The organism is Streptomyces atratus, assembly GCF_014648655.1.
In the GTDB taxonomy this organism is placed as follows: domain Bacteria; phylum Actinomycetota; class Actinomycetes; order Streptomycetales; family Streptomycetaceae; genus Streptomyces; species Streptomyces atratus.
This window is the reverse complement of the sequence record NZ_BMRN01000014.1, coordinates 66,757-93,756: the sequence shown is the minus strand read 5'-3', so window position 1 is coordinate 93,756 and position 27,000 is coordinate 66,757. Positions and strand designations below refer to the sequence as shown.

At 67.3% G+C, this 27,000-nt stretch carries 22 protein-coding genes, 1 tRNA gene and 2 pseudogenes; 20 read left to right on the top strand and 5 right to left on the bottom strand.

Annotated features, from left to right (window positions below; translation table 11 throughout):
• The first annotated feature begins 2 nt into the window (after positions 1-2).
• The 10 genes from IEZ15_RS23170 (at position 3) to IEZ15_RS23125 (ending at position 14,379) form a co-directional block, all read left to right on the top strand.
• Positions 3-1,652 carry a beta-N-acetylhexosaminidase gene (locus IEZ15_RS23170; RefSeq protein WP_373302603.1) on the top strand — a complete coding sequence of 550 codons (1,650 nt, stop codon included), beginning with the start codon at positions 3-5 and terminating at the stop codon, positions 1,650-1,652.
• A 429-nt stretch (positions 1,653-2,081) separates the two neighbouring features.
• A complete protein-coding gene (locus tag IEZ15_RS23165; RefSeq protein ID WP_114244794.1) occupies positions 2,082-2,978 on the top strand; it encodes an FAD binding domain-containing protein in 897 nt (298 codons plus the stop codon).
• Positions 2,975-4,843, top strand: coding sequence for a 2Fe-2S iron-sulfur cluster-binding protein (locus tag IEZ15_RS23160; protein ID WP_189279186.1), 1,869 nt, complete (start codon positions 2,975-2,977; stop codon positions 4,841-4,843). Before IEZ15_RS23165 ends, IEZ15_RS23160 begins: the two co-directional genes overlap by 4 nt.
• The gene (locus IEZ15_RS23155) at positions 4,840-7,176 is read left to right on the top strand and encodes a xanthine dehydrogenase family protein molybdopterin-binding subunit (protein WP_114244792.1); all 2,337 of its coding nucleotides are present in this window, start codon (positions 4,840-4,842) and stop codon (positions 7,174-7,176) included. The genes IEZ15_RS23160 and IEZ15_RS23155 overlap by 4 nt, the downstream gene beginning before the upstream one ends.
• A gap of 133 nt (positions 7,177-7,309) precedes the next feature.
• Positions 7,310-7,852 carry a hypothetical protein gene (locus tag IEZ15_RS23150; protein ID WP_189279185.1) on the top strand — a complete coding sequence of 181 codons (543 nt, stop codon included), beginning with the start codon at positions 7,310-7,312 and terminating at the stop codon, positions 7,850-7,852.
• Between the two features lie 27 nt (positions 7,853-7,879).
• The gene (locus IEZ15_RS23145) at positions 7,880-9,334 is read left to right on the top strand and encodes a WXG100 family type VII secretion target (RefSeq protein ID WP_189279184.1); all 1,455 of its coding nucleotides are present in this window, start codon (positions 7,880-7,882) and stop codon (positions 9,332-9,334) included.
• Positions 9,335-9,362: 28 nt separating this feature from the next.
• Positions 9,363-10,775: a type VII secretion-associated serine protease mycosin gene (gene mycP / locus IEZ15_RS23140; protein ID WP_189279227.1), complete on the top strand. Its 1,413-nt coding sequence runs from the start codon at positions 9,363-9,365 to the stop codon at positions 10,773-10,775.
• A gap of 202 nt (positions 10,776-10,977) precedes the next feature.
• Positions 10,978-11,409 (top strand): hypothetical protein, encoded by a 432-nt coding sequence (locus IEZ15_RS23135; RefSeq protein WP_189279183.1) that lies wholly within the window; start codon positions 10,978-10,980, stop codon positions 11,407-11,409.
• A 25-nt stretch (positions 11,410-11,434) separates the two neighbouring features.
• Positions 11,435-13,705 carry a DUF6571 family protein gene (locus tag IEZ15_RS23130; RefSeq protein ID WP_189279182.1) on the top strand — a complete coding sequence of 757 codons (2,271 nt, stop codon included), beginning with the start codon at positions 11,435-11,437 and terminating at the stop codon, positions 13,703-13,705.
• Between the two features lie 119 nt (positions 13,706-13,824).
• On the top strand, positions 13,825-14,379 hold the full coding sequence (locus IEZ15_RS23125; RefSeq protein ID WP_189279181.1) for a hypothetical protein: 555 nt from the start codon (positions 13,825-13,827) through the stop codon (positions 14,377-14,379).
• A 357-nt stretch (positions 14,380-14,736) separates the two neighbouring features.
• Here the strand turns inward: IEZ15_RS23125 and IEZ15_RS23120 are convergent, their stop codons facing one another.
• On the bottom strand, positions 14,737-15,138 hold the full coding sequence (locus tag IEZ15_RS23120) for a hypothetical protein (RefSeq protein WP_189279180.1): 402 nt from the start codon (positions 15,136-15,138) through the stop codon (positions 14,737-14,739).
• A gap of 123 nt (positions 15,139-15,261) precedes the next feature.
• On the opposite strand from IEZ15_RS23120, the gene IEZ15_RS23115 reads away from it, so the two are divergent.
• The 7 genes from IEZ15_RS23115 (at position 15,262) to IEZ15_RS23085 (ending at position 21,418) form a co-directional block, all read left to right on the top strand.
• Entirely contained in the window at positions 15,262-16,038 is a 777-nt protein-coding gene (locus tag IEZ15_RS23115) for a helix-turn-helix domain-containing protein (protein WP_189279179.1), read from the top strand.
• The gene (locus IEZ15_RS23110) at positions 16,035-16,283 is read left to right on the top strand and encodes a DUF397 domain-containing protein (protein ID WP_189279178.1); all 249 of its coding nucleotides are present in this window, start codon (positions 16,035-16,037) and stop codon (positions 16,281-16,283) included. The genes IEZ15_RS23115 and IEZ15_RS23110 overlap by 4 nt, the downstream gene beginning before the upstream one ends.
• An 11-nt stretch (positions 16,284-16,294) precedes the next feature.
• Complete coding sequence (locus tag IEZ15_RS23105) at positions 16,295-16,858, top strand: AAA family ATPase (RefSeq protein ID WP_373302602.1); 564 nt, start codon at positions 16,295-16,297, stop codon at positions 16,856-16,858.
• Positions 16,859-17,260: 402 nt separating this feature from the next.
• Positions 17,261-17,410 carry a hypothetical protein gene (locus IEZ15_RS23100; protein WP_189279177.1) on the top strand — a complete coding sequence of 50 codons (150 nt, stop codon included), beginning with the start codon at positions 17,261-17,263 and terminating at the stop codon, positions 17,408-17,410.
• Between the two features lie 270 nt (positions 17,411-17,680).
• Complete coding sequence (locus tag IEZ15_RS23095) at positions 17,681-18,118, top strand: hypothetical protein (protein ID WP_189279176.1); 438 nt, start codon at positions 17,681-17,683, stop codon at positions 18,116-18,118.
• A gap of 33 nt (positions 18,119-18,151) precedes the next feature.
• On the top strand, positions 18,152-20,407 hold the full coding sequence (locus tag IEZ15_RS23090; RefSeq protein ID WP_229846053.1) for a hypothetical protein: 2,256 nt from the start codon (positions 18,152-18,154) through the stop codon (positions 20,405-20,407).
• A 60-nt stretch (positions 20,408-20,467) separates the two neighbouring features.
• Positions 20,468-21,418, top strand: coding sequence for a hypothetical protein (locus IEZ15_RS23085; protein WP_189279174.1), 951 nt, complete (start codon positions 20,468-20,470; stop codon positions 21,416-21,418).
• Between the two features lie 274 nt (positions 21,419-21,692).
• Here IEZ15_RS23085 and IEZ15_RS23080 read toward each other — a convergent pair.
• Together IEZ15_RS23080 and IEZ15_RS23075 are read right to left on the bottom strand one after the other, a co-directional pair.
• A tRNA-Arg gene (locus tag IEZ15_RS23080) sits at positions 21,693-21,767 on the bottom strand.
• A gap of 45 nt (positions 21,768-21,812) precedes the next feature.
• Complete coding sequence (locus IEZ15_RS23075) at positions 21,813-22,136, bottom strand: hypothetical protein (RefSeq protein ID WP_189279173.1); 324 nt, start codon at positions 22,134-22,136, stop codon at positions 21,813-21,815.
• On the opposite strand from IEZ15_RS23075, the pseudogene IEZ15_RS23070 reads away from it, so the two are divergent.
• Positions 22,074-22,508: pseudogene (locus tag IEZ15_RS23070) on the top strand (phosphotransferase); the annotation flags it as partial. The gene IEZ15_RS23075 and the pseudogene IEZ15_RS23070 sit on opposite strands and share 63 nt — an antisense overlap.
• Before the next feature lie 230 nt (positions 22,509-22,738).
• Here IEZ15_RS23070 and IEZ15_RS23065 read toward each other — a convergent pair.
• Positions 22,739-23,311, bottom strand: coding sequence for a hypothetical protein (locus tag IEZ15_RS23065; RefSeq protein WP_189279171.1), 573 nt, complete (start codon positions 23,309-23,311; stop codon positions 22,739-22,741).
• A gap of 3 nt (positions 23,312-23,314) precedes the next feature.
• On the bottom strand, positions 23,315-25,546 hold the full coding sequence (locus tag IEZ15_RS23060; protein WP_189279170.1) for a DUF6571 family protein: 2,232 nt from the start codon (positions 25,544-25,546) through the stop codon (positions 23,315-23,317).
• 94 nt (positions 25,547-25,640) lie between these two features.
• On the opposite strand from IEZ15_RS23060, the pseudogene IEZ15_RS23055 reads away from it, so the two are divergent.
• Together IEZ15_RS23055 and IEZ15_RS23050 are read left to right on the top strand one after the other, a co-directional pair.
• Positions 25,641-26,036 (top strand): annotated as a pseudogene (locus IEZ15_RS23055) (phosphotransferase); the annotation flags it as partial.
• A 98-nt stretch (positions 26,037-26,134) separates the two neighbouring features.
• Positions 26,135-26,650, top strand: a complete 516-nt coding sequence (locus IEZ15_RS23050) for a DUF1269 domain-containing protein (protein WP_189279168.1) — start codon at positions 26,135-26,137, stop codon at positions 26,648-26,650.
• Positions 26,651-27,000 lie beyond the last annotated feature (350 nt).

Below are 27,000 nucleotides of genomic sequence, written 5' to 3'. Positions count from 1 at the left end.
CCATGGGCACTGACATCACGGGCATGGAACTGATCCCGGCGCCCGTGCGCGTCGGCCACCAGGGGCGCTGCGGCTTCCTGATGGACCGGGCCACGACCATCACCGCACAGGACGGCACCGAGAACACCGAACGCTGGCTGCGCTCCACGCTCGGAGCCGCCTTCGGTCTGCCGCTCGCACCGGGCGGCGAGGACGCCCCGAACGCCATCCGGCTGCGCATCGACCCGGCTCTGGAGCCCGAGGGCTATCGGCTGTCCACCGGGAGCGGCCGGAGCGTCGAGATCACCGGCGGCAGCTCTGCCGGGGTCTTCTGGGGCGCCCAGACCCTGCGACAGCTCCTGGGGCCCGAAGCCTTCCGCCGCGCGCCCATCAGCCCCGGCAGCCGGCCGGCCGTCCCCTTCGCGGACATCGAGGACAGCCCCCGCTTCCCCTGGCGCGGCATGATGCTCGACGTGGCCCGGCACTTCCTGCCCAAGGACGACGTCCTGCGCTACCTCGACCTTCTTGCCGCGCACAAGTTGAACGTCTTCCACTTCCACCTCACCGACGACCAGGGCTGGCGCATCGAGATCAAGCGCTACCCGCGCCTCACCGAGGTCGGCTCCTGGCGGTCCCGTACCAAGCACGGCCACCGGGCCTCCGAACTGTGGGACGAGACCCCGCACGGCGGCTACTACACGCAGGACGACATCCGCGAGATCGTCGCGTACGCCGCCGAGCGGCATATCCGAGTCGTCCCCGAGATCGACATCCCGGGCCACTCGCAGGCCGCCATCGCCGCGTACCCCGAACTGGGCAACACCGACGTCATCGACACCACCGCCCTCTCCGTCTGGGACACCTGGGGCATCAACCCGAACGTACTCGCCCCCACTGACAACACCTTGCGATTCTTCGAGGGCGTCCTCGAAGAGGTCCTCGGCCTTTTCCCCGCCGCCACCTCGCCGTTCATCCACATCGGCGGCGACGAGTGCCGCAAGGACCAGTGGAAGGAGTCCCCGGCCGCCCAGGCCCGGATCGACGAGTTCGGCCTGGCCGACGAGGACGAGCTGCAGTCCTGGGTCATCCGGCACTTCGACACCTGGCTCACCGCACGCGGACGCCGGCTCATCGGCTGGGACGAAATCCTCGAGGGCGGCCTCCCGGCCGACGCCGCCGTGTCGTCCTGGCGGGGTTACGGAGGAGGCATCGCCGCCGCCGAGGCCGGCCACGACGTGGTGATGTGCCCGGAGCAGCACGTGTACCTGGACCACCGTCAGGACGGCGGCGCCGACGAGCCGATGCCCATCGGCTTCATCCGCACCCTGGAGGACGTCTACCGCTTCGAACCCGTACCTGCGGGCCTTTCCGAGGAGGCGGCCCGCCACATCCTCGGTACCCAGGCCAATGTCTGGACCGAGGTCATGCAGGACCGGGCCCGTGTCGACTACCAGGTCTTCCCGCGCCTCGTGGCGTTCGCGGAGGTCGCCTGGTCGCCCCTGCCCGCCTCCGCCGAACGGGACTTCGCCGGCTTCGAACGCCGAATGGCCACGCACTACGCCCGACTTGACGCGCTCGGCGTCGACTACCGGCCGCCGAGCGGCCCGTTGCCCCGGCAGCAGCGCCCGGGCGTCCTCGGACGCCCTCTTGAGGGACCGCCCCCGAACGTGTGATCCCGGTCGTGCTCCGGGTCCGGCCGTCACCCTCCCCGGAGCGTGACGGCCGGCGGTCTTTCCCGTAACGCATCCTCGCCGGAACGGAATACCGGAACGCATCCTCGCCGGAACGGAATACCGGAACGCGTTCCGTCGGCACGGAGCAGCCGGAACGCGCTCCCGCCGGACCGGAAAGCGCCCCTGCCGGACCGGAACAACCGGAACGGAACAAGCCGTACAAGGCTCGCCGAAGAGTGGCAATTCGCACTCTGCGTCGAAGCAGGGCGAATCAGGATCATCCACCTGGTCGGGGACGGATACGCCCTTCGCGGACCCTCGCGTCGAGCCGGTCGGAAGATGTGCCAGAGTTGCCACGTCCGGGCTTTGAGCACGTACCGTACGGCGAAACAAGCCGGACAGCCGGGACACCGGGAAGGGGCAGCTGGGTTGACCACGCACGCACCGCAGGCGACGCAGTCCGTGACACTGCCGGCCTCGCTCGACGAGGCCGTGGCGGCGCTGGGCGCCATGCCCGCCGCCGTTCCTGTGGCAGGCGGTACAGACTTGATGTCGGCCGTCAACAAGGGGCTGCTGCGCCCCTCGGGGTTGGTCGGCCTCGGCCGGATCAGTGAGCTCCGCGGCTGGCACTACCAGGACGGCCACGCCCTGCTCGGCGCCGGACTCACCCACGCACGCATGGGGCGGCCCGACTTCGCCGCCCTCATCCCCGCCCTGGCCGCGTCCGCACGCGCCGCGGGCCCGCCGCAGATCCGTAACGCCGGAACACTCGGCGGCAACATCGCCACCGCCGCCCCGACCGGTGACGCCCTGCCGGTGCTCGCCGCGCTGGAGGCCGAGCTCGTCATCGCGGGCCCCGGCGGCGCCCGCCGCGAGATCCCGGTCTCGCACCTGCTGGCCGGCCGCGACATGCTCGAACCCGCCGAACTGATCGGCTTCGTCCGGGTACCGCTGCTGCACGCCCCCCAGGTCTTCCTGAAGGCCACCGGCCGCACCGGTCCCGGCCGCGCCACCGCATCCGTCGCGGTCGTCCTCGACCCGGCCCGGCGCGGAGTGCGCTGCGCGGTCGGCGCCATCGCACCGATGCCGCTGCGGCCGCTGGAGGCCGAGCGCTGGATCGCCTCACTGATCGACTGGGACGGCGAACGGGGCCTGGCCCCCGACGCGCTGGCCGCCTTCGGCGAGTACGTCGCCGCGGCCTGCATCCCGGACCAGGCACCGCTCGCGGACGGGGGAGAGGCGCCACCGCTGCCCCCCGCCGTACTGCATCTGCGGCGAACCGTCGCCGCGCTGGCCCGACGAGCGCTGGGGAGGGCACTGTCGTGAGCAACGAAAACCACAACGATCAGCACGGGCAGCGGGAGCAGTTGCAGCACGGGGGCTGGCAGCCGACGCCGCAGGGCGGCGAGTACGACGCCGAGGCGACGGCCTTCGTCCACCTGCCGCCGGAGGACCTGGCGGACATCCCGCTGGCCGCGCCCGGCCATGGCTACGTACCGCCGATGATCCTGCCGCTGACCCCCGCGGCCGGGCTCGACCCGACGGCCGCGGGCAGCTGGGCCATGCAGACACAGAGCCAGCAGGAGCGGGGTACGGGAGCGGAGCAGCCGGCATCCGACGCGGTGCACTGGCCGGACCCGAACCAGCAGCAGCCGAGTTACGGGTACGAGTACCCGCAGCAGGAGCAGTACCGGGAGACGCCGGCCGCGACGGGCCAGTGGAACTTCACCGAGTCCGCCGAGTTCGGCGGTTACGCGGACCACAGCGGCCAGGCCGGTCACGCTGCTTCGGCCGACCACAGCGGTCAGTCCGACCACGGCGGTCAGTCCGGCCACGGCGGTCAGTCCGGCCACGGCGGTCAGTCCGGCCACAGTGGTCACCCCGGCCACAGTGGTCAGCCCGGCCACAGTGGGCATGCCGAACCCGCCGGCCACACCGGCCAGTGGACGATTCCGGTCGCCGACGGCGACCTCCCGGAGGAGTCCGGCGAGTTCGCGGCGTCGGCTCTGGCCTCCCAGTGGTACGCGGACCGGACCCCGCCGGCCACGCTGCCCGGCGGTGCGCCCGCACCGTGGGCGACCCAGCAGCCGGTCGCGGACCCCGAGCCCGAGCCCGCGGTGGAACAGTCGGCACCCGGAGCGGACGTCGAGCCGGAGCACGCGCCGGGAGCCGATTCCGCACCTGCGGTGGAGGCGTCCGCGTACGAAGAGAGCACCCTCCAGGCCCCGGAGGCAGCACCGAGGACGGCGGCCGGGGACGTACCCGTACCCGCTGCCGGAGACACCCCCGCTCTCGGGGTGGACCTCGCGCAGGTCCCGGCCCCCGGCACCGTTCAGGCCCCGGACACCGTCCCGGCGGCCGACACTGCCCCGGCCCCGGACACCGTTCCGGCGGTCGACATCGCCCCGGCCCCCGACACCGTTCCGGCGCCCGACACCCCGGCCGAGCACCCGGTGGAGGCCACGCCCGAGCACCACCCGGCAGAGCCGCCGGCCGGCACGGCACCCGACTCCGAGCCGGGCACGGCCCCGGACACGGCTCCGGACGCACCACCACTGGACACCCCGCCGGAAGCCTCACCGCTGCCCAGCGAGCACCCCGCCGTCTCCTACATCCTGCACGTGAACGGCGCCGACCGCCCCGTCACCGATGCCTGGATCGGCGAGTCGCTCCTCTACGTACTCCGCGAGCGCCTCGGTCTCGCCGGTGCCAAGGACGGCTGCTCGCAGGGCGAGTGCGGTGCCTGCAACGTCCAGGTGGACGGCCGTCTGGTCGCCTCCTGCCTGGTCCCCGCGGCGACCGCGGCCGGCAGCGAGGTCCGTACGGTCGAGGGCCTGGCCGTGGACGGCGAACCGTCGGACGTCCAGCGCGCCCTCGCCAAGTGCGGTGCCGTCCAGTGCGGCTTCTGCATCCCCGGCATGGCCATGACCGTCCACGACCTGCTGGAGGGCAACCACGCCCCCAGCGAACTGGAGACGCGTCAGGCGCTCTGCGGCAACCTCTGCCGCTGCTCCGGCTACCGGGGCGTCCTCGACGCCGTGAACGAGGTCATCGCGGGCCGCGAGGCGATCAACGACCCCGCCTCGTCGGACTCCTCGTCCCCGGAGCCCGACGAGGCCCGCATCCCGCACCAGGCGGCCCCCGGCGCGGGTAGTGTTCAGCCGCACCTGCAGGACGGAGGCATGGCGTGAGCAACGACGCAGCCACCGCTGCCAACGCGACCAGCACACGGATCACCACCCCGCCGGTCGTAGGCCCCGACACCGAGCCGCCCGCATTCGGCCTCGGCGTCTCCCTTCCGCCCGCCGACGTGCGTGCCAAGACCGAGGGCACCTTCCCGTACGCCGCCGACCTCTGGGCCGAGGGCCTGCTGTGGGCGGCCGTCCTCCGCTCCCCGCACCCGCACGCCCGCATCCTGTCCATCGACACCTCGGCCGCCGTCGAGATGCCGGGGGTACGGGCCGTCGTCACGCACGAGGACGTACCCGGGGAGAGCGTGTACGGGCGCAGGGTCGTCGACCGCCCCGTCTTCGCCTCCGACCTGGTGCGCCACCACGGCGAGCCGATCGCCGCGGTCGCCGCCGACCACCCCGACACGGCCCGGCTCGCCGCCGCGGCCATTGCCGTCGAGTACGAGGTCCTCGAACCGGTCACCGACCCGGAGAAGGCCTTCGCCGCCGAACCGCTGCATCCCGACGGCAATCTGATCCGCCACATCCCGCTGCGCTACGGCGACCCGGATGCCACCGGCGAGATCATCGTCGAGGGCCTGTACCGCATCGGCCGTCAGGACCCGGCCCCGATCGGTGCCGAGGCCGGGCTCGCCGTGCCCCGCCCCGACGGCGGAGTGGAGATCTACACCGCCTCCACCGACCCGCACACCGACCGCGATCTCGCCGCCGCCTGCTTCGGCCTCGAACCGGACCGTGTGAAGGTCGTCGTCACCGGCGTCCCCGGCGCGACCGGCGACCGGGAGGAACCCGGCTTCCAGCTCCCACTCGGGCTGCTCGCCCTGCGCACCGGCTGCCCGGTCAAACTGGCCGCCACCCGCGAGGAGTCCTTCCTCGGCCACGCCCACCGCCACCCGACGCTGCTCCGCTACCGCCACCACGCGGACGCCGAGGGCCGGCTGGTGAAGGTCGAGGCACAGATCCTGCTCGACGCGGGCCCGTACGCCGATGCCTCGTCCGAGTCGCTGGCCGCGGCGGTCGCGTTCGCCTGCGGCCCGTACGTCGTCCCGCACGCCTTCATCGAGGGCTGGGCGGTCCGTACGAACAACCCGCCGTCGGGCCATGTGCGCGGCGAGGGCGCGATGCAGGTCTGCGCGGCGTACGAGGGCCAGATGGACAAGCTGGCCGCCAAGCTGGGCATCGACCCGGCCGAGCTGCGCCTCCGTAACGCCCTGTCCACCGGAGACATCCTCCCCACCGGCCAGACGGTGACCTGCCCGGCACCGGTGGCCGAACTCCTCGACTCCGTACGGGACTTTCCCCTCCCCGCCCTCCCCAAGGACGCCCCGGAGGACGACTGGCTGCTCCCCGGCGGTCCGGAGGGCGCGGGCGAGCCCGGTGCGGTGCGCCGAGGGGTCGGCTATGCGCTGGGCATGGTCCACATGCTCGGGGCGGAGGGCGCCGACGAGGTCTCCACGGCCACGGTCAGGGTCCACGACGGCATCGCGACGGTCATCTGCGCCGCGGTCGAAACGGGCCAGGGCTTCTCGACCCTCGCCCGTCAGGTGGTCCAGGAGACCCTGGGCATCGAAGAGGTGCACGTAGCGTCCGTCGACACCGACCAGCCCCCGGCGGGCCCGGCGGCGCACGGCCGCCACACCTGGGTCTCGGCAGGAGCGGTGGAACGCGCCGCCAAGATGGTCCGCACCCAGCTTCTCCAGCCCCTGGCCCACAAGTTCGGCATGTCCACGGAGCTGCTGCAGATCTCCGGCGGCAAGATCACCTCGTACGACGGGGTGTTGTCCACGACCGTCACGGAAGAGATGCACGGCAAGGAACTCTGGGCCACCGCCCAGTGCCGCCCCCACCCGACCGAACCCCTGGACGAGTCGGGCCAGGGCGACGCCTTCGTCGGCCTCGCCTTCTGCGCGATCCGCGCGGTGGTGGACGTCGACATCGAACTCGGCTCCGTCCGGGTCGTGGAGATGGCGATCGCCCAGGACGTCGGCCGGGTCCTCAACCCGTCCCAGCTGGCGACCCGTATCGAGGCGGGCATCACCCAGGGCATCGGCGCCGCCCTCACCGAGAACCTCCGCAGCGCCCGCGGCCTGATCCGCCACCCCGACCTCACCGGCTACGCACTCCCGACCGCCCTGGACGCACCGGACATTCGCATCGTCAAACTCATCGAAGAACGCGACGTGGTCGCCCCCTTCGGCGCCAAGCCGGCTTCCGCGATCCCCGTGGTGACCTCCCCCGCAGCAGTGGCCGCAGCAGTACGAGCCGCCACCGGCCGCCCGATCAACCGCCTCCCCATCAGGCCCCAGGCGGCGGTGGCGGCCCCCAAGTCCTGAGCCCTGTACGGATGGCGTGATCCGGGTTGCACCTGCAACCCGGAGGTGCGCGCTGTCACCGGTGCTGGCTAAGGTGAACCCCGAGGCTGAAGTCGAAGCGTCAATCGGCTGTTGCTAAACGGGGGAGGGTGCTGTGGGACAGAGCGATCCGGGGGCGGAGTCTTCGGCGTATTCGTTGGGTGTGCTGGGTGGCATGGGTGCGGTGGGGGCGGTGGCACCGGGCGCCGTGGGCGAACTGGTCACCGAGCTGTCGTCGTTCACGAAGTTCCGCGACCGCATCGACGGTCTCCTGCGCGACCTCAGGGCGTCTCCGGCCGGGCCGGGGAAGGTCGGCGAGGACACGATGGAGCGCGAGCGGTTCGGCGGCGGCAAGGGGGAGTGGACAGAGGCGGACGGCCTCTACAAGTCGTACTCCACCGTAATCAAGGAGCTGGAGGGGCTGTCCCAGCTGCTTTCGGACTCCATCGAGGGCATGAGCATCGCAGTCCTCGGATCCCACAAGGGTTACGAGTCCGTCGACTTGGACGTCCGTCAGCGCATGCTCGCGATCAAGCACAGCACGGAGACCCACCACCAGGCCGAACAGGCCGCGATGGACGCTGCGGCGAAGAACGCCTACAAGCCTCCGGCCACGTCGGAGGATCCGGGGGACACGTCTGGCACCCAGGCCTATTGATGTCGGTGGAGTTGTTCACCACACGCGATGGACTGGGACGAGGACGAAGACGGGGAGAGAGGCGGCGTCATGGGTACGGATTTTGACAAAAAAACTCACGAGGAAATGCTGAAGTGGCTGGACCAGGCCCACAGCGGTGAGATCCAGGGGGCCGCTGACCGTCTGAAGAGCGCCGCGTCGGAGATCCGTAAGATCGCCGAGGAGCTGAAAGTCCGTCCGCAGTGGGTGGAGTGGAAGGGCGAAGGAGCCGACGCATTCCGTACGTGGAGCGCGGACCTGGCCAATGCGACGCTGCGGCTGGGGGATTACAGCGAGGGCGCGTCGAAGTGGCTTGGTGAGGCATCGAACGCGATTGCGTCGGCGCAGGTGTCGATTCCTCGGACGGAGGCGGGCGCACAGGCGAATCTGGAAGCCGCCCTCGCCGCACGAAACGATCCTGACGCTTCGGCGGTGGCGAAGAAGTCAGCAGAGACGTTGATCGCGTCGAGGGAGAAGAACCGCCAAGAGGCGGCTGCGCAGATGCGGAAGCTGGCGCAGACGTACAGCTTCTCGTCGACGCAGATGGAGGGTCTGGAGAAGCCGGTGTTCCCAGCCATGCCGGGGGGCATCGCGCCGGAAGACGTCGGGCAGCGTCTTGGTGGAGAGGACGGGAGTGTCTACCGCGAAACCGGAGGTAGCTCGACTGCAGGCGGCACGGCGTATGCCACTGCGCAAGGACAGGGCGTTGGCGCAGCGGGCAGTGTGACCGCGCCCTCGGGACGGGTGGGTACCACCCCGCACCTCGTGCCGCCCTCGGTCTCGGCACCGGTGGACATGGGAATTGACGGGCTGGCCGTGCTGCCGGACGCTCCGTCCACCCCGCCCGCCAACCCGGTGGTGCCGCAGACCGGACCCAGGTCGGACACCGTTCTCCCGCCGACTGTGAGCACACTTCCACCTGTCCCTACTGTCAGCCCCTCCTCACCGCCCCGCACCAGTGGAGGGGGTAGAACGCTCGGGTTGCCACGTCCATCGGTGTCTGCCCCAGGGGTGAACCCGCCTGCTCCTGGGCCCACGGGGCGCCCCGTGGGGCCCGGGATCACCGGCGGCCGTGTGGTGTCCCCGACCTCGGGCCGACCTGCGGTCGGTATTCCGCGTGGGACGGTCATGGGCACTGAGAACCCCCGCGGCTCGACGCCCGTGGGACGCGCCCCGGGCATGAGTGGCGGGATCGGCCCCGGCGTCTCGCCGAACGTAGCGGGCGGCAGCCGTCGTCTGGCCGGCGAGACAGGTGGCGTGGTCGGGGGACGCCAGCAGCAGGGTCGTGCGGCTGTGCGACCGTTCACGCCTGGGGGGTCAGGTTTGCCGACAGGACGGGGCGGTGGCTCTCGGACGCACACGGAAGGGCGTGACGAGGGCGGCGAGCGTCCGGACTACCTGGTCGAGGACGATGAGACTTGGCAGCAGGGTGGCCGACGCATCGTCCCGCCGGTCATTAACTGATCAACAGAGAACTCACGAAGGATTCCGGATGCGCACCAAAAGCAGGAGACTTACACAACGGCACACCATGATGTCGGCTGCGTTGGGTCTCCTGCTGGTGGGTGGCGCCGCCGTACCCGCATCCGCCGACACCATCCGTTCCAAGCAGTGGCACCTGGATGCCATGAAGGCCGAGGAAATGTGGAAGACGAGTACGGGCAAGGGTGTCATTGTTGCCGTGCTCGACAGTGGTGTGGACCCATCGAATCCTGACCTCGGCGGACAGGTGCTCAAAGGAAAGGACTTGGCGCCGGACGTCGCAGGTGACGAGCACACCGATTATGACGGTCATGGCACGAGCATGGCCGGACTGATCGCGGGGACGGGCCGGAGCGGCGGAGGAGACGGTGCATTCGGGCTCGCGCCAGGAAGTAAGATTCTCCCGGTCCGCATGCCCGAGTCCGGACTCGGCAGGACTCAGGTAGAGGGAGACGCCGAATTCAACAAGGTCGCCCCCGTGGCAATTCGGTACGCGGTCGACCGAGGCGCAAAGGTCATTAACATCTCCCTGGGCGCCCAAGCGGGTTCGCAGGCACTGACGGATGCCGTGAAGTACGCACTCGATAAAGGATCGTTGATCTTCGCTGCCGCCGGCAACAGCGGTAATGGATCCAACATGCTCGAATACCCAGTCGGAACGCCTGGTGTTGTCGGTGTCGGTGCCATCGACCAGAACGGGAAGAAGACTGCCGAGTCCCAGTACGGGCCGCAGATCGACTTCACGGCCCCGGGCATCCATATGGTCCACCCGTGCGCAGGCGGAACGCAGTTGTGCAAGACGAGCGGAACCAGCGACGCCACCGCCATCGCCTCCGCCTCTGCCGCTCTCATCTGGTCCAAGCACCCTGAGTGGACGAACAACCAGGTCCTCCGCGTCATGCTGAACACGGCCGGCGGCCCGACCAGCGGTGCCAAGCGCAATGACTACGTGGGCTACGGCTCTGTCCGCCCCCGCATCGCCCTCAAGACCCCAGGCGACCCCGGTCCGGCCGACGTGTACCCGCTCCCCGATCTCGCAGCGGCCGAGAGTCCCAGCCCCAGTCCTTCCGCCAAGCCCTCCGAGGTAGCCGGGGGCTCGGTGAACGATGACAAGCCCGCTGTGGCAGCGCCTGCATCTGACGACAGCAGCAGTAACACGGGTCTCTGGATCGGCCTCGGTATCGGAGTAGCCGCGCTCATCGGCGCGGTGACCGCCGCCCTGGCCATCCGCTCCCGCCGCCACAAGGCCGCAGCCGCAGCCGCCCCGCCCGCGTACCCGCACCAGCCTCCGCACCCCAACCCGTACCAGCAACCCCAGCCCCAGCCTCAGGCCATGCACCCGACCTTCGGGCCCGCTCCGACCGATCCCCCCGGCTCCAACTCGTCCTACGGGGGTCCTCAGAGGCAAGGCCCCTATTCATGAATTCGTAAAAGGAACCTTGCGGACAAGGCGTTGTGCTGGTGTGAGAGTCCTGCGGGAATGACTCAAACATGCTGTTGCAGACGCTCATGGTTCAACTAGCTTTAATTCGCTCAGGGCATTCGCGTCGTTGGCCACCCAAGAGACTTCACTTTGGCAACGAGTCGACCTACGCGTCTGGGTAGGATCCGAAACAGGGGCAAAGGTGTCGTTCGGCGAAGAATGGGCTGAGCTGCGCGCTGAAGCGGCCGCAAGGCAGCAGACGGCGATGCAGCTCAACAGCCTTCCACCTGGGGTAGGCCCGTCCGCAGCCAAGGAGAAGGTGAAGATCACCGGGAGTGAGCTGCGTAGGCGGGCGGGTAAGGCCGACATCGTTCGGGGCGACTTTCGGGACGCTGACAACAGGACGATGACTGAAACGAAGCAAGTAGGCCCCAGCCTCAAGGGATTCGCGTCGCGGTCGGCATTCGAGGTTTTTGTGACGCGCTGGAATGCCCAGATGAAGTACGTCGATGGCCTGCTGGAGCAGGACGTGTCAGGAGCCCTACGAGCGACCGCCGATGACTTCGCGGCGGAGGACCAGGAGCAAGCCGACCGGCACAAGCGGGCGTCCAAAAAGGATCGAGATCTGAAGTGACGGCGCAGGAGGTAGGAGATCCGGCGTGCTGACGTACGAGAATCTTCTCCACGTGGACCTCGCCCCGCTCTCGGAAGCGGTGGTGAAGTGGCGCAACCTGCCCAGTCAGTTCAAGACCATCGCGCGGAAGTACGAGAGCACCGTCGAGAAGGGGCTGTGGGACTACGACTGGGAGGGCGAAGCGGCCAACGCAGCGCGGACCAAGCTCGGCAAGGTGAAGAGGCAGATTGATTCCGCGGCCGAAGAGGCCACGGACATACATCTGCTGCTCGGTGACGCGCTTCACGTCTTCAAGTCGTCGCAGCAGAAACTCAAGCGGCTGCGCGAGCAGATCGAGCAGGACAAGTACCTGTCGATCAAGCCGGACGGCGAGGTCTGGTTCGATGCGCCGGCCGATGCTCCGGTGGACAATCTGGCCGTACTCCGGAAGGGGTACCAGGAGTCCATTGTCGCTTACCGCGAGAGCATCGGGTCTTGCCTGACCGCCGCCGACGAGGCCGACTCCATCCTGAGCTGGGTTCTCTCGCAGGACGGCAACGGCCGTGATCGCGGCTTTAACTCGCACACGTACCACAGCATCAAGGCCGCAAAGCAGGGAAGAGAAGCAGCGGAGAAGGACCTGGCTGCTCTGACAGAGCTTGCGTCAGCCCAGAAGACCCCGGACGTCAAGACGCTCACACGGATCAACAACCTTCTGAAGAAGCACGAGGGCGATCCATACTTCACTGCGCAGTTCGCAACTCGACTCGGTCCCAAGGGGACGCTGGAGTTCTGGACGAGGATCGCGGACCGCAGGCAGACCGGCGACGAGCGGACCAAGATATCCGCTGAGATCCAGAAGTCACTGAGCCAGACCCTGGCCACCGCCACTCACTCCGACAGTGCCGCCATGGAGCGCTGGAAGAAGCAGATGGTGGCTCTCGGCGACGACCGTGTCCGAATGGTCGACATGGACGCGGGGACCGTCAGCGACGGCCCGTACGGCTACCAGGTGATGAGCAGCCTGATGCGAACAGGCGAGTATGAAAAGGGATTTCTCACCGACTACGGTCGAAGCCTGATCGATTTCGAGCAGGACCACAAGGGCACCAAACTCAAATCTCTGTGGCAGCCGGATGGGTACGAGACATATCTAAACTTCGGTCCGGGAACTGACCACGGCCTGGACCCCATGGCCGGATACATGGATGCGCTTGGGCACAACCCGGACGCGGCGAAGGCGATGTTCTACTCCGAGGGCTGGCAGCAGAAGGACAAGATCGACCCTGACCTTCAGTACCTGCTCAAGGACCGGGAGTGGCCGAACGGAAACTATCTGGTCGGGAACAAGCGTGGTTACGGATATGACGAGCTGGGCCACGCTCTGGAAGCGGCGACGTTGGGTGTGCCGTACGACCAACCGCAACTAGGACTCCGCCGGGATGACACGACGGCGAACGTCATGGAGCAGGTCGTGAGGATTGTCGGGGGCGACCATGGGTTTGTTGCGGACAAGCCCGGCATCGGCAACAGCCTGGCCAAGATGGGCGCCGGTTACATGGATGATCTGAACTGGTCTGTGTCTAATTTTGGCGACAGTGAGGGTGGGCAAGACCTCCGGGATGCAGCATTCGGTCATTCCGGCAAGGGGCACATTTTTGTGAAAAACGCGAGTGCGTTGAGCTTCCTCCAGTCGGTTGGTCAGCACGAGGGAAACTACGAGATCCTCTCGCAGGCTCAACAGCAGTACACGGTCAGTGGACTCAAGGCACACCCGGTGCCGGATGATGAACTCAAGCTGATCCTTGAAGCAGGCGCCAAGACGCATGGAATCCTTGACCAGGCTCGCATCACTGAGATCAATCACGACTACGGTGAGAAGACAGACGAAGCCAATCGTAAGATGGCGGAAGCGGCTGAGTGGAAGAAGTTTGGGATCAGCCAAAGTGCGAGCGTCGGTGTTGGGCTGGCGACGCTCCCCTTCGGCGGCCCTGCTGCGGCGACTGGAGCGGCTGCGGTGGCGCAGATTGCCGTACCCATGATTATCGAGGGTGCGGGTGGTGCTGTTGAAACCGATCAGGGAATCGCTATCGATCGCGAACTGGCGAAGCGGGAGGCAGATTTCGACCGCAAGGAAGAGTCGGACAAGCGAGATTTGGTGGCGGTTGGTCAGCGGCAGGCTATGTCTCCTCTCGACGCATACATTGCGGTGCATCCTGAGGTGGATGGCACCAGTTGGCATAACGAAGTAGCTGCCACAATGGAAAACAGATATGGCAGTGGTGATACCGAAGCCGACCAGACAGATGCGGACTGAGTATGAGTAGACGCTGTCCTGTTGGTGGTGCAGTCCTGGCGGCCGTGATGGCGTGCGCCGTTCTTACTGCGTGTGGAAATCAAAGTGACGAGACGAGTAAGCCTCGCCATTCGGATTCAATGACGCTTCTGTCCGACGTTTGTGAGGGGATATTCGACCCGGAGACCCGTGGTGAGGCGGAGAAGATCCTGGGCTCTGATCGGGTCAGCTGGCAATCGCCGTCCAAAGGTGATGTCTACGGAACTTCTTCGGGAGTGGCAGAAGTTCTCTCCAGAGGAATGAATAGAAGATACACGATAAATCCCAGCTGTGTCCTCAAAAAGAAAGCCAGCAGTACAAGGGATCTGAGGATTTGGTTCGAGTGGTGGCATGGAACGCTCGAGAATATGCCGGGGACGGGGCGAGTGAAGGGGACTTCCGCGGCGTATCAACTGGACGGTTCTCAGCTTTCCCGGTTGTTCGTCGACTGCCAGAGGCCTGATCTGGTGGAGCCGGGCAAGGGGCCGTATCTCCTCAGGGCTGTGATTTCCGACCCCGTTGGGCTCAGCGAGCAGTCCAGGGTGCGGTTGCTGAATGCCTCAGCCGAGAAGGTTACTGCGCAGCTGAACTGCAAGAATGACATCATTTTGCCTGAGGCAGATGTCGTGATCGAGGAAGATCCTCGTCTCAAGTGACGGAGAGAGGCCAAGAGGGCCTACTCAAGCGGCTTGCGCGGGTCGACGAAGGGCGCAGTGGCCCCGGTCGGCGATGACTCCGGCAGCATCCCGTCGGCCCCGCAGCGTCGGTTTCTCCGACCAGCGTCATCAGGCGGCTGCGGAGCCGCGTGACTCTGCCCGGACATGCCACGTCAACCGTGCCAACGCGAGCGGCGGGACAAGAGGCAGTCTGTACTGCCTGATCGTCGAGGACACTCGCCTGGGTCTCGATCCTCCGAAGGGCTCGACGCCCCCTGGCCGGTGGCCATCTCGGCTGGGTGAGCCCCACCAAGGCGGTGACGCAGCGGTGAGCGTGGATATCTCCGCGCCTCACCCCTACTCCGGCGCCAGCTGTGCCATCACCAGCCCGTACAGCAGCTCCACGTCCACGAACTCCCCTTCCCTCGGTGCACCGCACCGCCAGCTCAGCGGGTAGGTGTTGCCGTCCGGTGCGGGGATTCCCACGTACTGGTCCCGGGCAGCCGGCCCGAAGCACCTGGCGCCCGGAGGCCAGTCGTACTCCTTGCTCGACCCGGGCGGGATCAGGAAGTACGTCCACCGGGCGCCCGCGATCTCCCGTACGACCGGGCCCGGTTCGCCTTCGGTGAGCGTCCCGAGGTGCTGCAGCACTGCCTCGCCCCGTACGCCCCGCAGCCGGATGGCATCGAAGTGGATGCCGGTCAGGTGGAGTTGGTGTCCGACCGCGGGTACCCATTCGGGGAGTCTCTTGCTCGTCATGACCCCAAGGATTCCGATGGCTGCGTAGCGTGACCAGGAGGACACGGTCCACATCGACGTGATGTGGGGAGGGTGGTGGTGGCTGTGGGGACGAGTGGTGAACCGTCGCAGGTGAGGCGGCTCGTGGGCGAACTGATCCGTATTCATCGGGTGCGAGCCGGGCTCACGCAGAAGGACGCGGCGGACAAGCTGTTGATCTCGGAGTCGCTGATGGGGGCGGTCGAGCGGGCTGAGCGCATTCCGTCGCTGGAGCTGCTGGCCGACGCGGACCGGGTCTTCGTCGCGGGCGGTGCGCTGAAGGCGTGCATCGAGCTGGTCGATGAGGAGAAGTACCCGGCGAAGTTCCTGGACTGGGCGCGGCTGGAACGGCAGGCGCGGGTCATCAGCGCGTACGAGACGATGCTGATCCCGGGGCTGCTCCAGACGGAGGCGTACGCGTACGCCCTCTACCGGGCGCGCAAACCCGCGTACACCGAGGACGAGATCGTCCGGCACGTCGAGGCACGGCTGGAACGGCAGGCGGTGCTGATGCGCACGCCGCCGCCGTACGTCGGGTTCGTCATCGAGGAGTCGGTCCTGGACCGGACGCTCGGCGGCGCGGAGGTGCTGAAGGAGCAGTTGCTGCATCTGCTGGAGTGCATGCGGCGGATGAACCATCTCACCGTGCAGGTGATGCCCTCGGATCAGCACACCCACGCGGGGTTGAACGGGCCCATGCAGTTGATGTGTACGGCGGAAGGCCGCAATCTGGTCTTCGCGGAGAGCCAGGGCGGCGGTAGGTTGATCGCCAGGCCGGAGCAGGTGGGCGACACGTTCGATCTCTTCGGCATCCTGCGGGCCCAGGCGCTCAACCCCTGGAAGTCGGCGGAGATCATCGAAACGAAGGCGAGGCAACTGTGACCACCGGGCCCGAGCTCACCTGGTTCACGTCCAGCTACAGCAACAACGAGGGCGGCGCCTGCGTCGAAGTCGCCTACGACTGGCGCAAGTCCAGCTACAGCAACAACGAGGGCGAGGCCTGCGTCGAAGTCGCCACTTGCCCCCACACCGTCCACGTCCGTGACTCCAAGGTCACGGACGGCCCCACCTTCGCCGTCTCCTCCGCCGCCTGGACCGCTTTCCTGGCCGGCGCCGTCGCGGGCTGACCGCGAACGTGTTGCGAGCTGCTGATCCCGGCCCCGCCGTCGTCCTCATCACCGGCGTGATGGCCTCCGGGAAGTCCACCGTTGCCCAGGCCCTCGCCGAGCGGCTGCCGCGGGCTGTCCATGTGCGGGGGGATGTCTTCCGGCGGATGGTGGTGTCCGGGCGGGCAGAGATGGTGCCGGGGGCGTACGAGGAGGCCGCCGCCCAACTCCGGCTCCGGTACCGGTTGTCCGCGATGACGGCCGATGCGTACGCGGGTGAGGGCTGGACCGCGGTGGTGCAGGACGTGGTGCTGGGGGAGGAGTTGGCCGGGTACGTCGAGCGCGTACGGACCCGGCCGCTGTACGTCGTCGTGCTCGCTCCCGCGCCGCGGGCCGTTGCAGAGCGGGAGGCCGGGCGGGGCAAGAACGGTTATGGGGCCGGGTGGACGGTCGAGTCGCTGGACCGGGTGCTGCGGGAGGAGACGCCGCGGATCGGGCTCTGGCTGGACACGACCGGGCAGACCGTGGAGCAGACGGTCGACGCGGTGCTTGCGGGTCTTGAGCGGGCGCGGGTAGTGGGGGCGTTCGAGGCCTGAGGCGGCAGGAGGTTCGACCACCTGCTCGCCTCGGCCCTGAGGTCCTGGTCGAAGCCGACGAGCGTGGTCAGCTCGGCGGTGATCTCGTCGGTCAGATCCAGGGTGCGCGTAGGCGCAGAGTTCACGCACAGTAGGAGTTCATGCGTTCTGCGTATCCTTTTGCGGCGGCCCTTGCATAGGTCAACTCAGCCTTGCAGCAACTGGGTCGGTGGTGAAGAGGCCGATTCCGCACTGGGCTCCGCTCGGTGTGATGAACTGCAGTCCGTTCACCGTTGGCCAAGAGGGCGAGATGACTGCCGACGTGCGGGCCAGCAAGCGCCCGATCCTGCCAATACCGCACCGGCGCATGCCGAGCAGGAGCGTCAGCAAGCACACCGCATCGAGGCGTGGTCGATCGCGTGGATGCTCCTGGCCCTGGTGATCTGGGGATGGTTCGCCTTCCTCTTGCTCGCCGACTACGGCCCCGAGTTCGGGGACGGAGCCCTCTGCCGAGGCCCGCTGGTCGGTCCGCCGTCCGAGGTCAGCCTGTGCCGCGACCCGCTGCGCCAGTGACCCGCGCTGCTGGGCGTCCTCGCGCTGGCGGTCATAGTGACCATTTTCGCGATCGTGTACGCCGAGATCCTCTCCCGCCTGGCACACCGCGACGGGCTCGGCGTGCGGCCACACGACTGAGTCTCCGGCAGAGCGGTGGTGCGGGTTGCCAACGCGATCGGGCGCTGCGCAACAGATCTCCGTGCGGGCGAGCCGCGGCGGGCCACAACGAGCTTGGCACGTGTGCAGTTGCCATGTCTATGATCACGAGGCCGATGGGGAGGGCACAGCATGGAGGATTTCGACCAGGAGTGGCGCCAGTCGCGCTCTGGTGCGGGCGATGAGCGGGTGCACATGCGGTTGAACGGCACAGGTGCTCCGGCGGGGCCGCTGGCGCCTGGGGGATCGGGGACGTTCGCGTCCACACCGGCGGAGAAGAACGCGGCTGCGAACACGATCGAACATGAGCTCGAGCACAAGACGAAGACATCCACGGGGCACGCTGACGAGGCGACCAACACCGCGGTCAAGGGCTTCGACGGGTGGGATACCGCAGCGGGCCTGAAGAAGCTCGCGGACACCTGGGACAAGCAGGTCAAGGTTCTGATGGGCCGACTTGGTTCGGAGAAGATCGCGCTGCGTGGGGCATATGGTCTCATCGTGCGCAATGACATCGATCTGGGTGACCAGTTCCGTCCGATCGGCCGGTCGAAGCTTCACGGCGTATAGGGGTAGTCGCGGGTGCTGACGTACTACGAAGTAATGACGACGGATCTGGGCCTGCTGACGGCGGCGGCCGACAAGTGGGAATCCATGGCCGGTGAGATCAAGAAGGTCGAAGACCGGTACGGCGACACCGTCCAGAAGATCACCATGGGCCAGAACTGGACCGGCATCAGCGCCGGCGTCGCTCACACGAACTTCGCCGCCACCCGGTACGAGTACTCCGCGGCACAGATCCAGGCCAAGGCCATCGCCGGGCTGCTGCGAGACGCCCACGGCCAATTCACCGACCTGAAGAACAGACTTGAAACCGCACGGGAGGAGGCGATAGCCGCCGGTATGTTCGTCTCCGAACAGGGGAACGTCGCCTTCGACTACGCAAAGCTCACCCCGTCCCAGCGAAGCGCCTACCAGCACGACCCGGACGGCAAGGCCGAAGTCCAGAAGGCCGTCACGAAGTGGCAGCAGCACCTCGACGACTGTGTGAAGGCCGTGTCGGAGGCCGACCAGGGCGTCAAGATTGCGCTCGACGCGGTGGGTGTCGACAGCAACAAGGACGCCTTCGGCAAGGGCAACGACGAGACGTACAACGGCTTCAACGTCGACGCGCAGAACGACATCGAGGTCTACGAGGCCCGCAACGCCGAGGACATCGCCACCCGCATCAACAGCGGCGACAAGGTATCCGCCGCCGACTACGCCGAGCTGAATCGTTCCTTCCGCGACAACTCCGGCCGCACCGAGTTCACACAGACATTCCTTAACGGGATGGGCGCTCAGAACACTCTTCAGTTCACCAACAAGCTCAATGATCTTGCCTACCAGGACGACAAGAAGGGCAAGCAGACCTACCTGGACCTCCAGAAGGGTCTCGCCAACTCCCTGTCCAACGCGATGCAGGACCCGAAGTCGAAATTTTACAAGGACTTCCGGGAGCAGTTGAAGACGGCAGGCGTAGAAAAGTTCAACCTCAAGGAAGCCGCCGAGGGCCCGAACACCATCAGCCGCGGTCACGGGCAGCAGGTCCGGGGTTATCAGAGTTTGATCACTCTCATGCAGAACGGCGATGGGTACTCGGCACCGTTCATGCACGACCTGGCGGACGACATCCGGTCGGCGGAGGACAAGAAGCGCGGTGGCGACCCGAATATCTGGGACCTGCAGGGCGATTTCAGCGGCAAGAACGGCGGATGGTTCGCCAACGACCCGCTCGACGGCCTACTCGGCATCATGTCCAAGGACCCCGCAGTTGCCACGTCGTATCTCGATCCCGGTGCGGATCACAAGAACGACAACCTCCAGTACCTGCTGAAGGAACGCGACTGGAAGTTCAACGATACTCCCGTCTGGCACGGCAACATCGAGACGCACAACGACACCGAGAGCGAGGGCACGGATGCTCGCACCGGTCTGGGACTCCTCCTGGAATCCTCGACGACCGGCCACACACCGCTCGGCCCCAACCAGGACCCTTGGCCTGCGACCCCTCACACCGAGGGGCAGGCGCGCATCATGCACGACGTAATCAGTGGGCTCGGACCTGACCAGAAGGTGCACGAGAACATGCGTGAGCCTCTGGCCCATGCCCTGGCCACGTACACCGCAGACACCCACGAAATCCTCGGAGGTCTCGACTCCAAGTACATCTCCGCGGCCGGGGCGGGGTACTTCCAGGACGGCGACAAGACCCACATGGCCGTCAGCCAGAAGGACCTCGTGCAGTTCATGCGCGGACTCTCGGAGGACCCGGAAGCCTACGGAACGCTCCACAAAGCGGAGTCCCGGTACATCGACCTCTCCCTGGAGCAGATACCCAAGGGGGCACAGGGATCGGAGCTCACCAACCCGATCAACAAGGCGGGCACAGCTCTGGGCGTCATGAGTTCCATCCGGGAGGACGTAATCAACGACGGCCGGATGGCCGGATACAGCGAGGCCGACTGGAAGGCGAAGCTCGCCTACCACGTCATCGGCGGTGCGGTGACTCCCATGTACTTCACCACGGCCGGCGGTGTCTCCATCGCCTTCGGCGACTCGATCCAACGTGGAGTCGACACCTGGGCCTGGGAGTGGGGCAACCGCATGAAGGGCGAGGTCGACGCCAAGGCCAATCCCCAGATCGCGGACGAATACCTTTCCGTCAACACACAAGCACCGATCTTGATCCGTGAGTGGGCCAACGACCGGGCGGACATCTCGGAGAGCGATATCCAGGACTACACCCGGGATGTCCTCGAAGGACGTGTCCGCGGCACCGAAACAGCTCACAAGTACCTGACTGATACGACCAACTGATCGGGCACGAGAGGAATGGGGATAGCCATGGCGGGGAGTACACAGCGCCGAGCCGTTCCGGTGAAAGCATGGGCCGCCGCCGGAGTAGGCCTGGTACTGCTGGGCACTATCGCGGCGTGGTTTTTTCTCGGGCGTGAGATATCCCCACCCTGCAATGGCCTGGCCGAGGACGCGAGCGTACAGAAGTCGGTGGGGGTGGATGTTCACCCCGGCATGAACTGCACGGCACTCGGAGAGGCCATCGCAAAAGCGACTGCGGGCAGCGAACCCGGCCGTCACACTCAAGCACAGGCGCAGGCCATGAAAGACGTCCTCTTCGCGCTCGGATCCGGGCAATCGAAGAAGCTCGACCTCGACCCTGCGCTGCGCGTCCCCCTTGCCACTGCCCTGGCCGACTACGCCCCCGACCTGCACGAGATGCTTGCCGGCCTTGACAGTGAGTACGTGCTGAAGGCGGGCCAAGACACACCGCCTTGGGAAGCCGGGGGTATCTACCACATGTCGGTCCACAACACCGTGTTCCGGAAGACCCTACGAGCGGTGGCCGAGGACCCCCAGGCCTACGCCCTACTCCGGATGGCAGAAACTCGCACCGCAGCCGAGCGGCTCGCCGCCGTCCCCGCGGACGCTACCGGCACAGAACTCTCCCTGCCGCCAACGAAGAACGCCCGCGCTCTCGGCATCCTGAACGGCATGGCCGACGCGGCTACCCACGGCAAGGACAAGGATCAGGCACGGGCGTGGCGTGCGGCTGTCCTCAACAGCCTGCTGGACGGACAGGCCTCCCCCAAGAGCGATCAGGATCCCCATGCCGCCCATCTCACGACGGCATGGCTCCAGAACCTGAAGAATGCCTCCGAGGAGGAGCGCTTCGACCGGCTGCGTACACAAGGTGTCGACATGGCCCGTACGTGGTCCCAGGAGCGGAAGATGGATGAACAGACCCAGCAGGGACTGCTCGCCAAGGTTGAAGGCAGCGCACTCAGCGCGTACCGCGAGATCAAGCCCTGACACAGAACGCCCTACCTCACCCCTCGAAACCTCTCGAACCGTACGCGCTCGAACTTCGCTGCCTCATGGCGGCCGGCGATCTCTCGCACTTCAACCAGGACAGGATCGATGAGTGTGGTCATGAGGCCGTGGTCGGGATGCTCGGTCCGCTTGCCCAGGCGGCCGCGTACCGCTTCGCCGACCTGCCGCGCCTGCATTCCCGTCAGACGCGGCGAAAAAGACGCCGACGCCGGCCCGGCGCGACAGATGACGCGTGCTGGGCGGGCGTACTGCGTGGGGGCCGTGACCGGATTCGAACCGGTGTAACTCGAGTCGCAGTCGAGCCCCTGAACCACTTGGGCACACGGCCGTGTGTTCCTCGTTGTGGTTCGACCGCAGCGGCGGGGGCAAGCCGTTACAGCAGCTCCATGTCCACGAACTCCCCTTTCCTCGGTGCCCCATACCGCCAACTCAGCGGTACGTGTTGCCGTCGGGGGCGGGGATGCCCACGTACTGGCCACCGGGCGGCCGGCCCGAAGCACCTGGCGCCCGGTGGCCAGTCGTACTCCTTGCTCGATCCGGGCGGGATCAGGAAGCACATCCACGGGCCACCCGCGATCTCCCGTACGACCGGGCCCGGTTCGCCCTCGGTGAAGGTGTCGAGGTGGTGCAGCTGCGGATGGTGGTGTCCGGGCGGGCCGAGATGGTGCCGGGGGCGTACGAGGGCATGGTTGCCCAACTCCGGCTCCGGTAGCGGTTGTCGGCGATGACGGCCGATGCGTACGCGGGTGAGGGCTGGACCGCGGTGGTGCAGGACGTGGTGCTCGGGGAGGAACTGGCCGCGTATGTCGTCCTCGTACGTACGCGGCCGCTGTACGTCGTCGTGCTCGCCCCCGCGCCGCAAGCCGTTGCCGAGCGGGAGGTGGGGCGGGGCGAAAGCGGTTACGGGGCCGGGTGGACGGTCGAGGCGTTGGACCGGGTGCTGCGGGAGGAGACGCCGCGGATCGGGCTCTGGCTGGACACGACCGGGCAGAGCGTGGAGCAGACGGTCGACGCGGTGCTTGCGGGGCTCGAAGGCGCGCGGGTGGTGGGTGCGTCGGAGTCGGACTGAGGTCCTGCTTGATGCGGCGAATGCGCTGACGGCCGGTGATTCGCCAGGGGTTCGGTGCTTCAGATGTGCATAAAACCCGGAGCATGCGGCTGCCGCTGGACTGGTTCGACACGGCCTAGCGCTACAGCCGAGTGCTTCTCCACCCCGACGAAGCGCTCTTCCGTAGGCCGCCCATCGCGCCGACGTACAGCGGGGACCGTGGACGACGACTGCCCCCGCTGACGCCGGTCCTACGCCTTGCAGCCGTACCGCTTGACGAGATTGGTGGCGGCTTCTCGCACCACGGTCGCGCTGTTGCGGATCGCGGTGTCCCGGTCGACGAGGCCCTTCTTCTCCTCCTGTGAGGGCGCCTTGAGCGTCACGATGATGTACGGGGAGGTCGAACCCATGCGGGCGGCGCAGCCGGCGGGCAGCGTGACTCTGGCTTCGTCGGGGAGGACCCAGCCGGTGAATCCGAGGCCGAGGGGGACGGAGTCCTTCCCGGGGCCGGGGTCGCTCCGGAAGTCCGCGATGATCAGTTGGTAAATCCCGCGGGGATACTCGCTATCTGGATTGGCGCGCATCACCTGGCACGTCTTGAACACCGTGAGGTCGCCCTGGCCCTTGCTCTCCCACTCCTCCGTGCTGACCTCGCCCCCCTTGCCGTCGTCGATCAGTTCCGCCGTCTGCCGGCTAAGCGCCCCGTAACACAGGCTCTGCGGCAGCGGCGGCTTCTCCTTGGCGTCAGGCCAGAGGCTCGCCGTCACGACGGCCACTCCAGCGACGCCGAGCACAACGGTCAGGGGCAGCCACTTCTTGTCCATCGATCACTGTCCCATCGCCTTGTCCGCGTCCCCCATGCCGTTCCCGTACCACTGCTCGGCGATCGCCTGAAGGTGGTCCTCGTACTCGCCAGGAGTCGCGTCTAGTTCCTTCGTCGTGAGCCCGCGATAGTCCGCCATACCGCGCAACATGCCGTACATCTCCTTCTGACCGTAGTCGTAGTGCTTGATCATGTTGTTGCGGGTCTCGGCGTCGACCCTGGCGTTGTCGGTGTTCACGTGCTCGTTCAGACCCCAGTCCACCGCGCGCTGGACCCCGTCGCCGACGATCGGGATGGGAGTCAGCAGCCCACCGTAGATGTGGTAGTTGACCATCCGCTTCCAGTTGTTTGCGTCCTTCTCCGCCTGCCCCAGGTCGTAGATGACATCGCCACGCACGCCGTCGAGGTGCCCGAGCACTGAAGCGGACTGCTTGACCCAGGCACGCAGCTCCTCGTCCCCCTTGCGGAAGGACTCCGCGGGGAAGCGGTCGAGCCCCGCACTTGAGACCACGGTCTGCGAGGCGTGGATGGCCTTGTACGCGTTGGGGTCCTCGGCGGTGGCGCGGATGATCCGGGTGAGGTCGCCGCGGTCGATCTCGAGCTGGTTGAAGTCGGTCGGCCCGTCCATCTTCTTGCCGAGGATCTGGTGCACGTCGGAGCCGTAGTCGGCGATCATGTCGGCCATTGGCAGCCGCATGGACACGGGGACGGCGCCCTGGTCCGTCCTGAGTTCCTTCGTGTACTCGCCCATCACCCGCTCGAAGATCGCGGTCTCGGCGCCGTCGTGGTGAGCGGGTACCGGGTGCATCGGCGAGCCGGGTACGCGGCCGGTGGCCGCGGCCTCGAGCGCGAGGCCGAACTCGGCGCGGGCCGAGGTGTACTGGGTCTCCGTCGGCATCTTGCTCTCGACGTCGCCGCCCGGCCACTTCCGGTCGTCCATGAAGTACTTCAGGTTGTCCGTGGTGTTCGGGTCGAAGTAGTGGGTGGAGGCGGACGGGTTGCGACTCATGGCGTTCAGCAGGCCCTTCATCGGGTCCTCCTGCGTGCCCTGCCAGTTCTTCATGACGCCGTCGTAGGCGTCGTCGTTGCTCGTCTCCCACTCGCGGATGGTGTCGCCGACCTGCGTCAGGAAGGCCTCGCTGTAGACCGGGTCGCCCTCGTCCTTCTTCCAGGGCGAGGACTTCTCCTTGGGGTCCTTGTTCGGGTCGTACACGGCGTCGTCGCCGGCGTCGGCGGCCATCAGGTGAGTGAGGGCGTTCAAGCCCGCGGCCCCGCCCTTGAGCGCCCCGGGGTGCCGGTCGGGCAGGCCGTTGCCGTCACGGGCCGTGGTGATGAGCCGGTCGGTCCAGGCGGAGGTGACGCCGCCGGGCGAGCCGATCGGGGAGTCGGGGCCGGTGGTGGTGGCGAGGCTGCCGGACAGGGCCTTGTAGAGGCGGGCGTCGGTGGCGGAGACCTGGCCGTCACGGCCGCCGCCCTCCAGGCTGCCGGCAAGCAGCAGCACCGCCTCCTGGTCCTCGCGGCCGTTGTAGCTGAGGTTCTGCATGAGCTCGGCGGAGAACGCCGGCGAGTCCTTCCCGCCTTCGGCGAGCGTGAGGAGCCGCTCGCGCTCCTTGTCGTCGAGGTACTCCCACCGGCTGTAGAGCTTGGCGGCCTCGCGGCCGTTCTCCACCTGCTGCTTCTCCTCGGCGCGCATCTTCTTGGCGTCGGCGACACCGCTGAGGTCGGTGCTGCCGAAGTCGTTGGGGTGGTTCCGGATCAGCGCGCGCAGGCCCCAGGCGCAGAGTTCGTCGGCCTCGTTGGCGCGCTTCAGGATGCCTTCGAGCTTGCTGCGCAGCGCGTCGAACTGCGCTTCGGTCGCGATGGGTTCGGTGCTGTCCTTGGACCGGCGGTCGGGGTGGACGCGGTGGCTGAGGACGCCGTCGGGGTAGATGGTGATGCCCGGCGGCGGGTTCTCGTAGGCGTCCTTGAGGTCGTCATGGGCGGTCTTGAGGAGGGTGTGGGCGTCCTTGAGGAGGTCGCGTACGGACTCCGCCTCGGTGACGGCGTCGCTGAACTCCTTGGCGGTCTTGGTGACGAACTCCTTGGTGACGGTGGCGTTCTCGCCCTTCCAGGTGGACTTGTCGGCCTTGGTCTTCATGGCCGATGCGTCGGTCCGGAGGGTGGCCAGTTTGCCGATCATCTCGGTCCACTGGGTGACTGCGATGTCGAGCGGGCCGAGTCTGACGTACTTGGGCACACGGCCGTGTGTTCTTCGTCGTGGTTTGACCGTAGGGGCCGGGGTTCTCGCTGCTCAAGAGGGTGTCCGGGCGGGTTGGGATGGTGCCGGGGGGGGGGCGTACGAGGCTGCTGCTGCGCAGCTCCGGCTCCGGTACCGGCTGTCCGCGATGACGGCCGATGCGTACGTGGGTGAGGGGTGGACTGCGGTGGTGCAGGACGTGGTGCTGGGAGAAGAGCTGGCTGGCTACGTCGGTCTCGTGCGGACCAGGCCGTTGTACGTCGTCGTGCTCGCGTCCGCGCCGCGGGCCGTTGCCGAGCGGGAGGTGGGGCGGGGTAAGGGCGGTTACGGGGCCGGGTGGACGGTCGAGTCGCTGGACCGGGCGCTGCGGGAGGAGACGCCGCCGATCGGGCTCTGGCTGGACACGACCGGTCAGACCGTGGAGCAGACGGTCGACACGGCCCTCGCGGAGCTCGGCCGGGCACGGGTGGTAGGCGCGGCGGAGAGCTGAAGCGGCTGGAGGGTCGATGCATTCGGACCTAATGTCTTATTTAACAACAGTTCCTCTATGGTTGGTGCGGTAAAGCACCACGAGGAGGAGTCAGCCGCATGAGCAATCTGTTCGTCATCGCCTACGACGATCTCGCCACCGCCGACCGGGTCCGGGACAAGCTGCTGTCCATGAACCGCGAGCACCTCGTCGAGCTGGAGGACGTCGTCGTCGTCGAACGGCGTGAGAAGGACGGCAAGATCAAGCTGCATCAGGCCGTCAACCACGTGGGTAACGGTGCCGCGGGCGGCGCGCTGTGGGGGAGCGTCATCGGGCTGCTCTTCCTCGTGCCGTTCCTCGGTGCCGCGGTGGGCGCCGCGGCCGGCGCCGCCGGAGGGTCCGCCGTCGACACCGGTGTCAACGACGACTTCATGAAGGAGCTGAGCGCCAATCTCCGGCCCGGCGCCGCCGCCGTCTTCGTGCTCGTCAGGAAGTCCGCCCGCGACAAGGTCATCCCCGAGATCGTCAAGTTCGGCGGTCAGCTCGTGCAGACCTCGCTCAGCAAGGAGGACGAGACACACCTGCGGGAGATGGTGAAGGAAGCGCTCAAGGAAGAGACGACGATCGCCTCCTGATCTCCGGACCATACGAGAGAAGGCGACTGCCCGCGCCGCGCGCAGGGCGGTCGCCTTTCGTATGGGGGGACCCGGTGCAGATTCGGGTCGGTGGACATCGCTTTATGCGCATGGGGCTGGGAAGGCTTCCTGATCAGTGCAGCGACTGCGGCGGGGGCGGCTCGCTTGCCGCTCGAGACGGTTCTCCGGTTGGAGGAGTTGCTGTTCCCGTCGATCACGGACGTGGCGGTGCTGTCGGTGGACGTGAACAGCGCGGCGATACGTGTCGAGGCCCGCAGGACCACGACCGGGGAGGCGAACGCCGGTTCCGGCTTGCGGTTTCCGCTGCGTCAACTTCTACGGTCGTCTGT

What these genes read in the sequence shown, in the direction of transcription:
- IEZ15_RS23095 (WP_189279176.1), top strand. Translation starts at nt 17,681, where the DNA reads ATGGAGGATTTCGACCAGGAGTGGCGCCAGTCGCGCTCTGGTGCGGGC.
- IEZ15_RS23120 (WP_189279180.1), bottom strand. Translation starts at nt 15,138, where the DNA reads ATGACGAGCAAGAGACTCCCCGAATGGGTACCCGCGGTCGGACACCAA.
- IEZ15_RS23100 (WP_189279177.1), top strand. Translation starts at nt 17,261, where the DNA reads ATGCTCCTGGCCCTGGTGATCTGGGGATGGTTCGCCTTCCTCTTGCTC.
- IEZ15_RS23170 (WP_373302603.1), top strand. Translation starts at nt 3, where the DNA reads ATGGGCACTGACATCACGGGCATGGAACTGATCCCGGCGCCCGTGCGC.
- IEZ15_RS23145 (WP_189279184.1), top strand. Translation starts at nt 7,880, where the DNA reads ATGGACTGGGACGAGGACGAAGACGGGGAGAGAGGCGGCGTCATGGGT.
- IEZ15_RS23065 (WP_189279171.1), bottom strand. Translation starts at nt 23,311, where the DNA reads ATGGACAAGAAGTGGCTGCCCCTGACCGTTGTGCTCGGCGTCGCTGGA.
- IEZ15_RS23090 (WP_229846053.1), top strand. Translation starts at nt 18,152, where the DNA reads ATGACGACGGATCTGGGCCTGCTGACGGCGGCGGCCGACAAGTGGGAA.
- IEZ15_RS23050 (WP_189279168.1), top strand. Translation starts at nt 26,135, where the DNA reads ATGAGCAATCTGTTCGTCATCGCCTACGACGATCTCGCCACCGCCGAC.
- IEZ15_RS23125 (WP_189279181.1), top strand. Translation starts at nt 13,825, where the DNA reads ATGACGCTTCTGTCCGACGTTTGTGAGGGGATATTCGACCCGGAGACC.
- mycP (WP_189279227.1), top strand. Translation starts at nt 9,363, where the DNA reads ATGCGCACCAAAAGCAGGAGACTTACACAACGGCACACCATGATGTCG.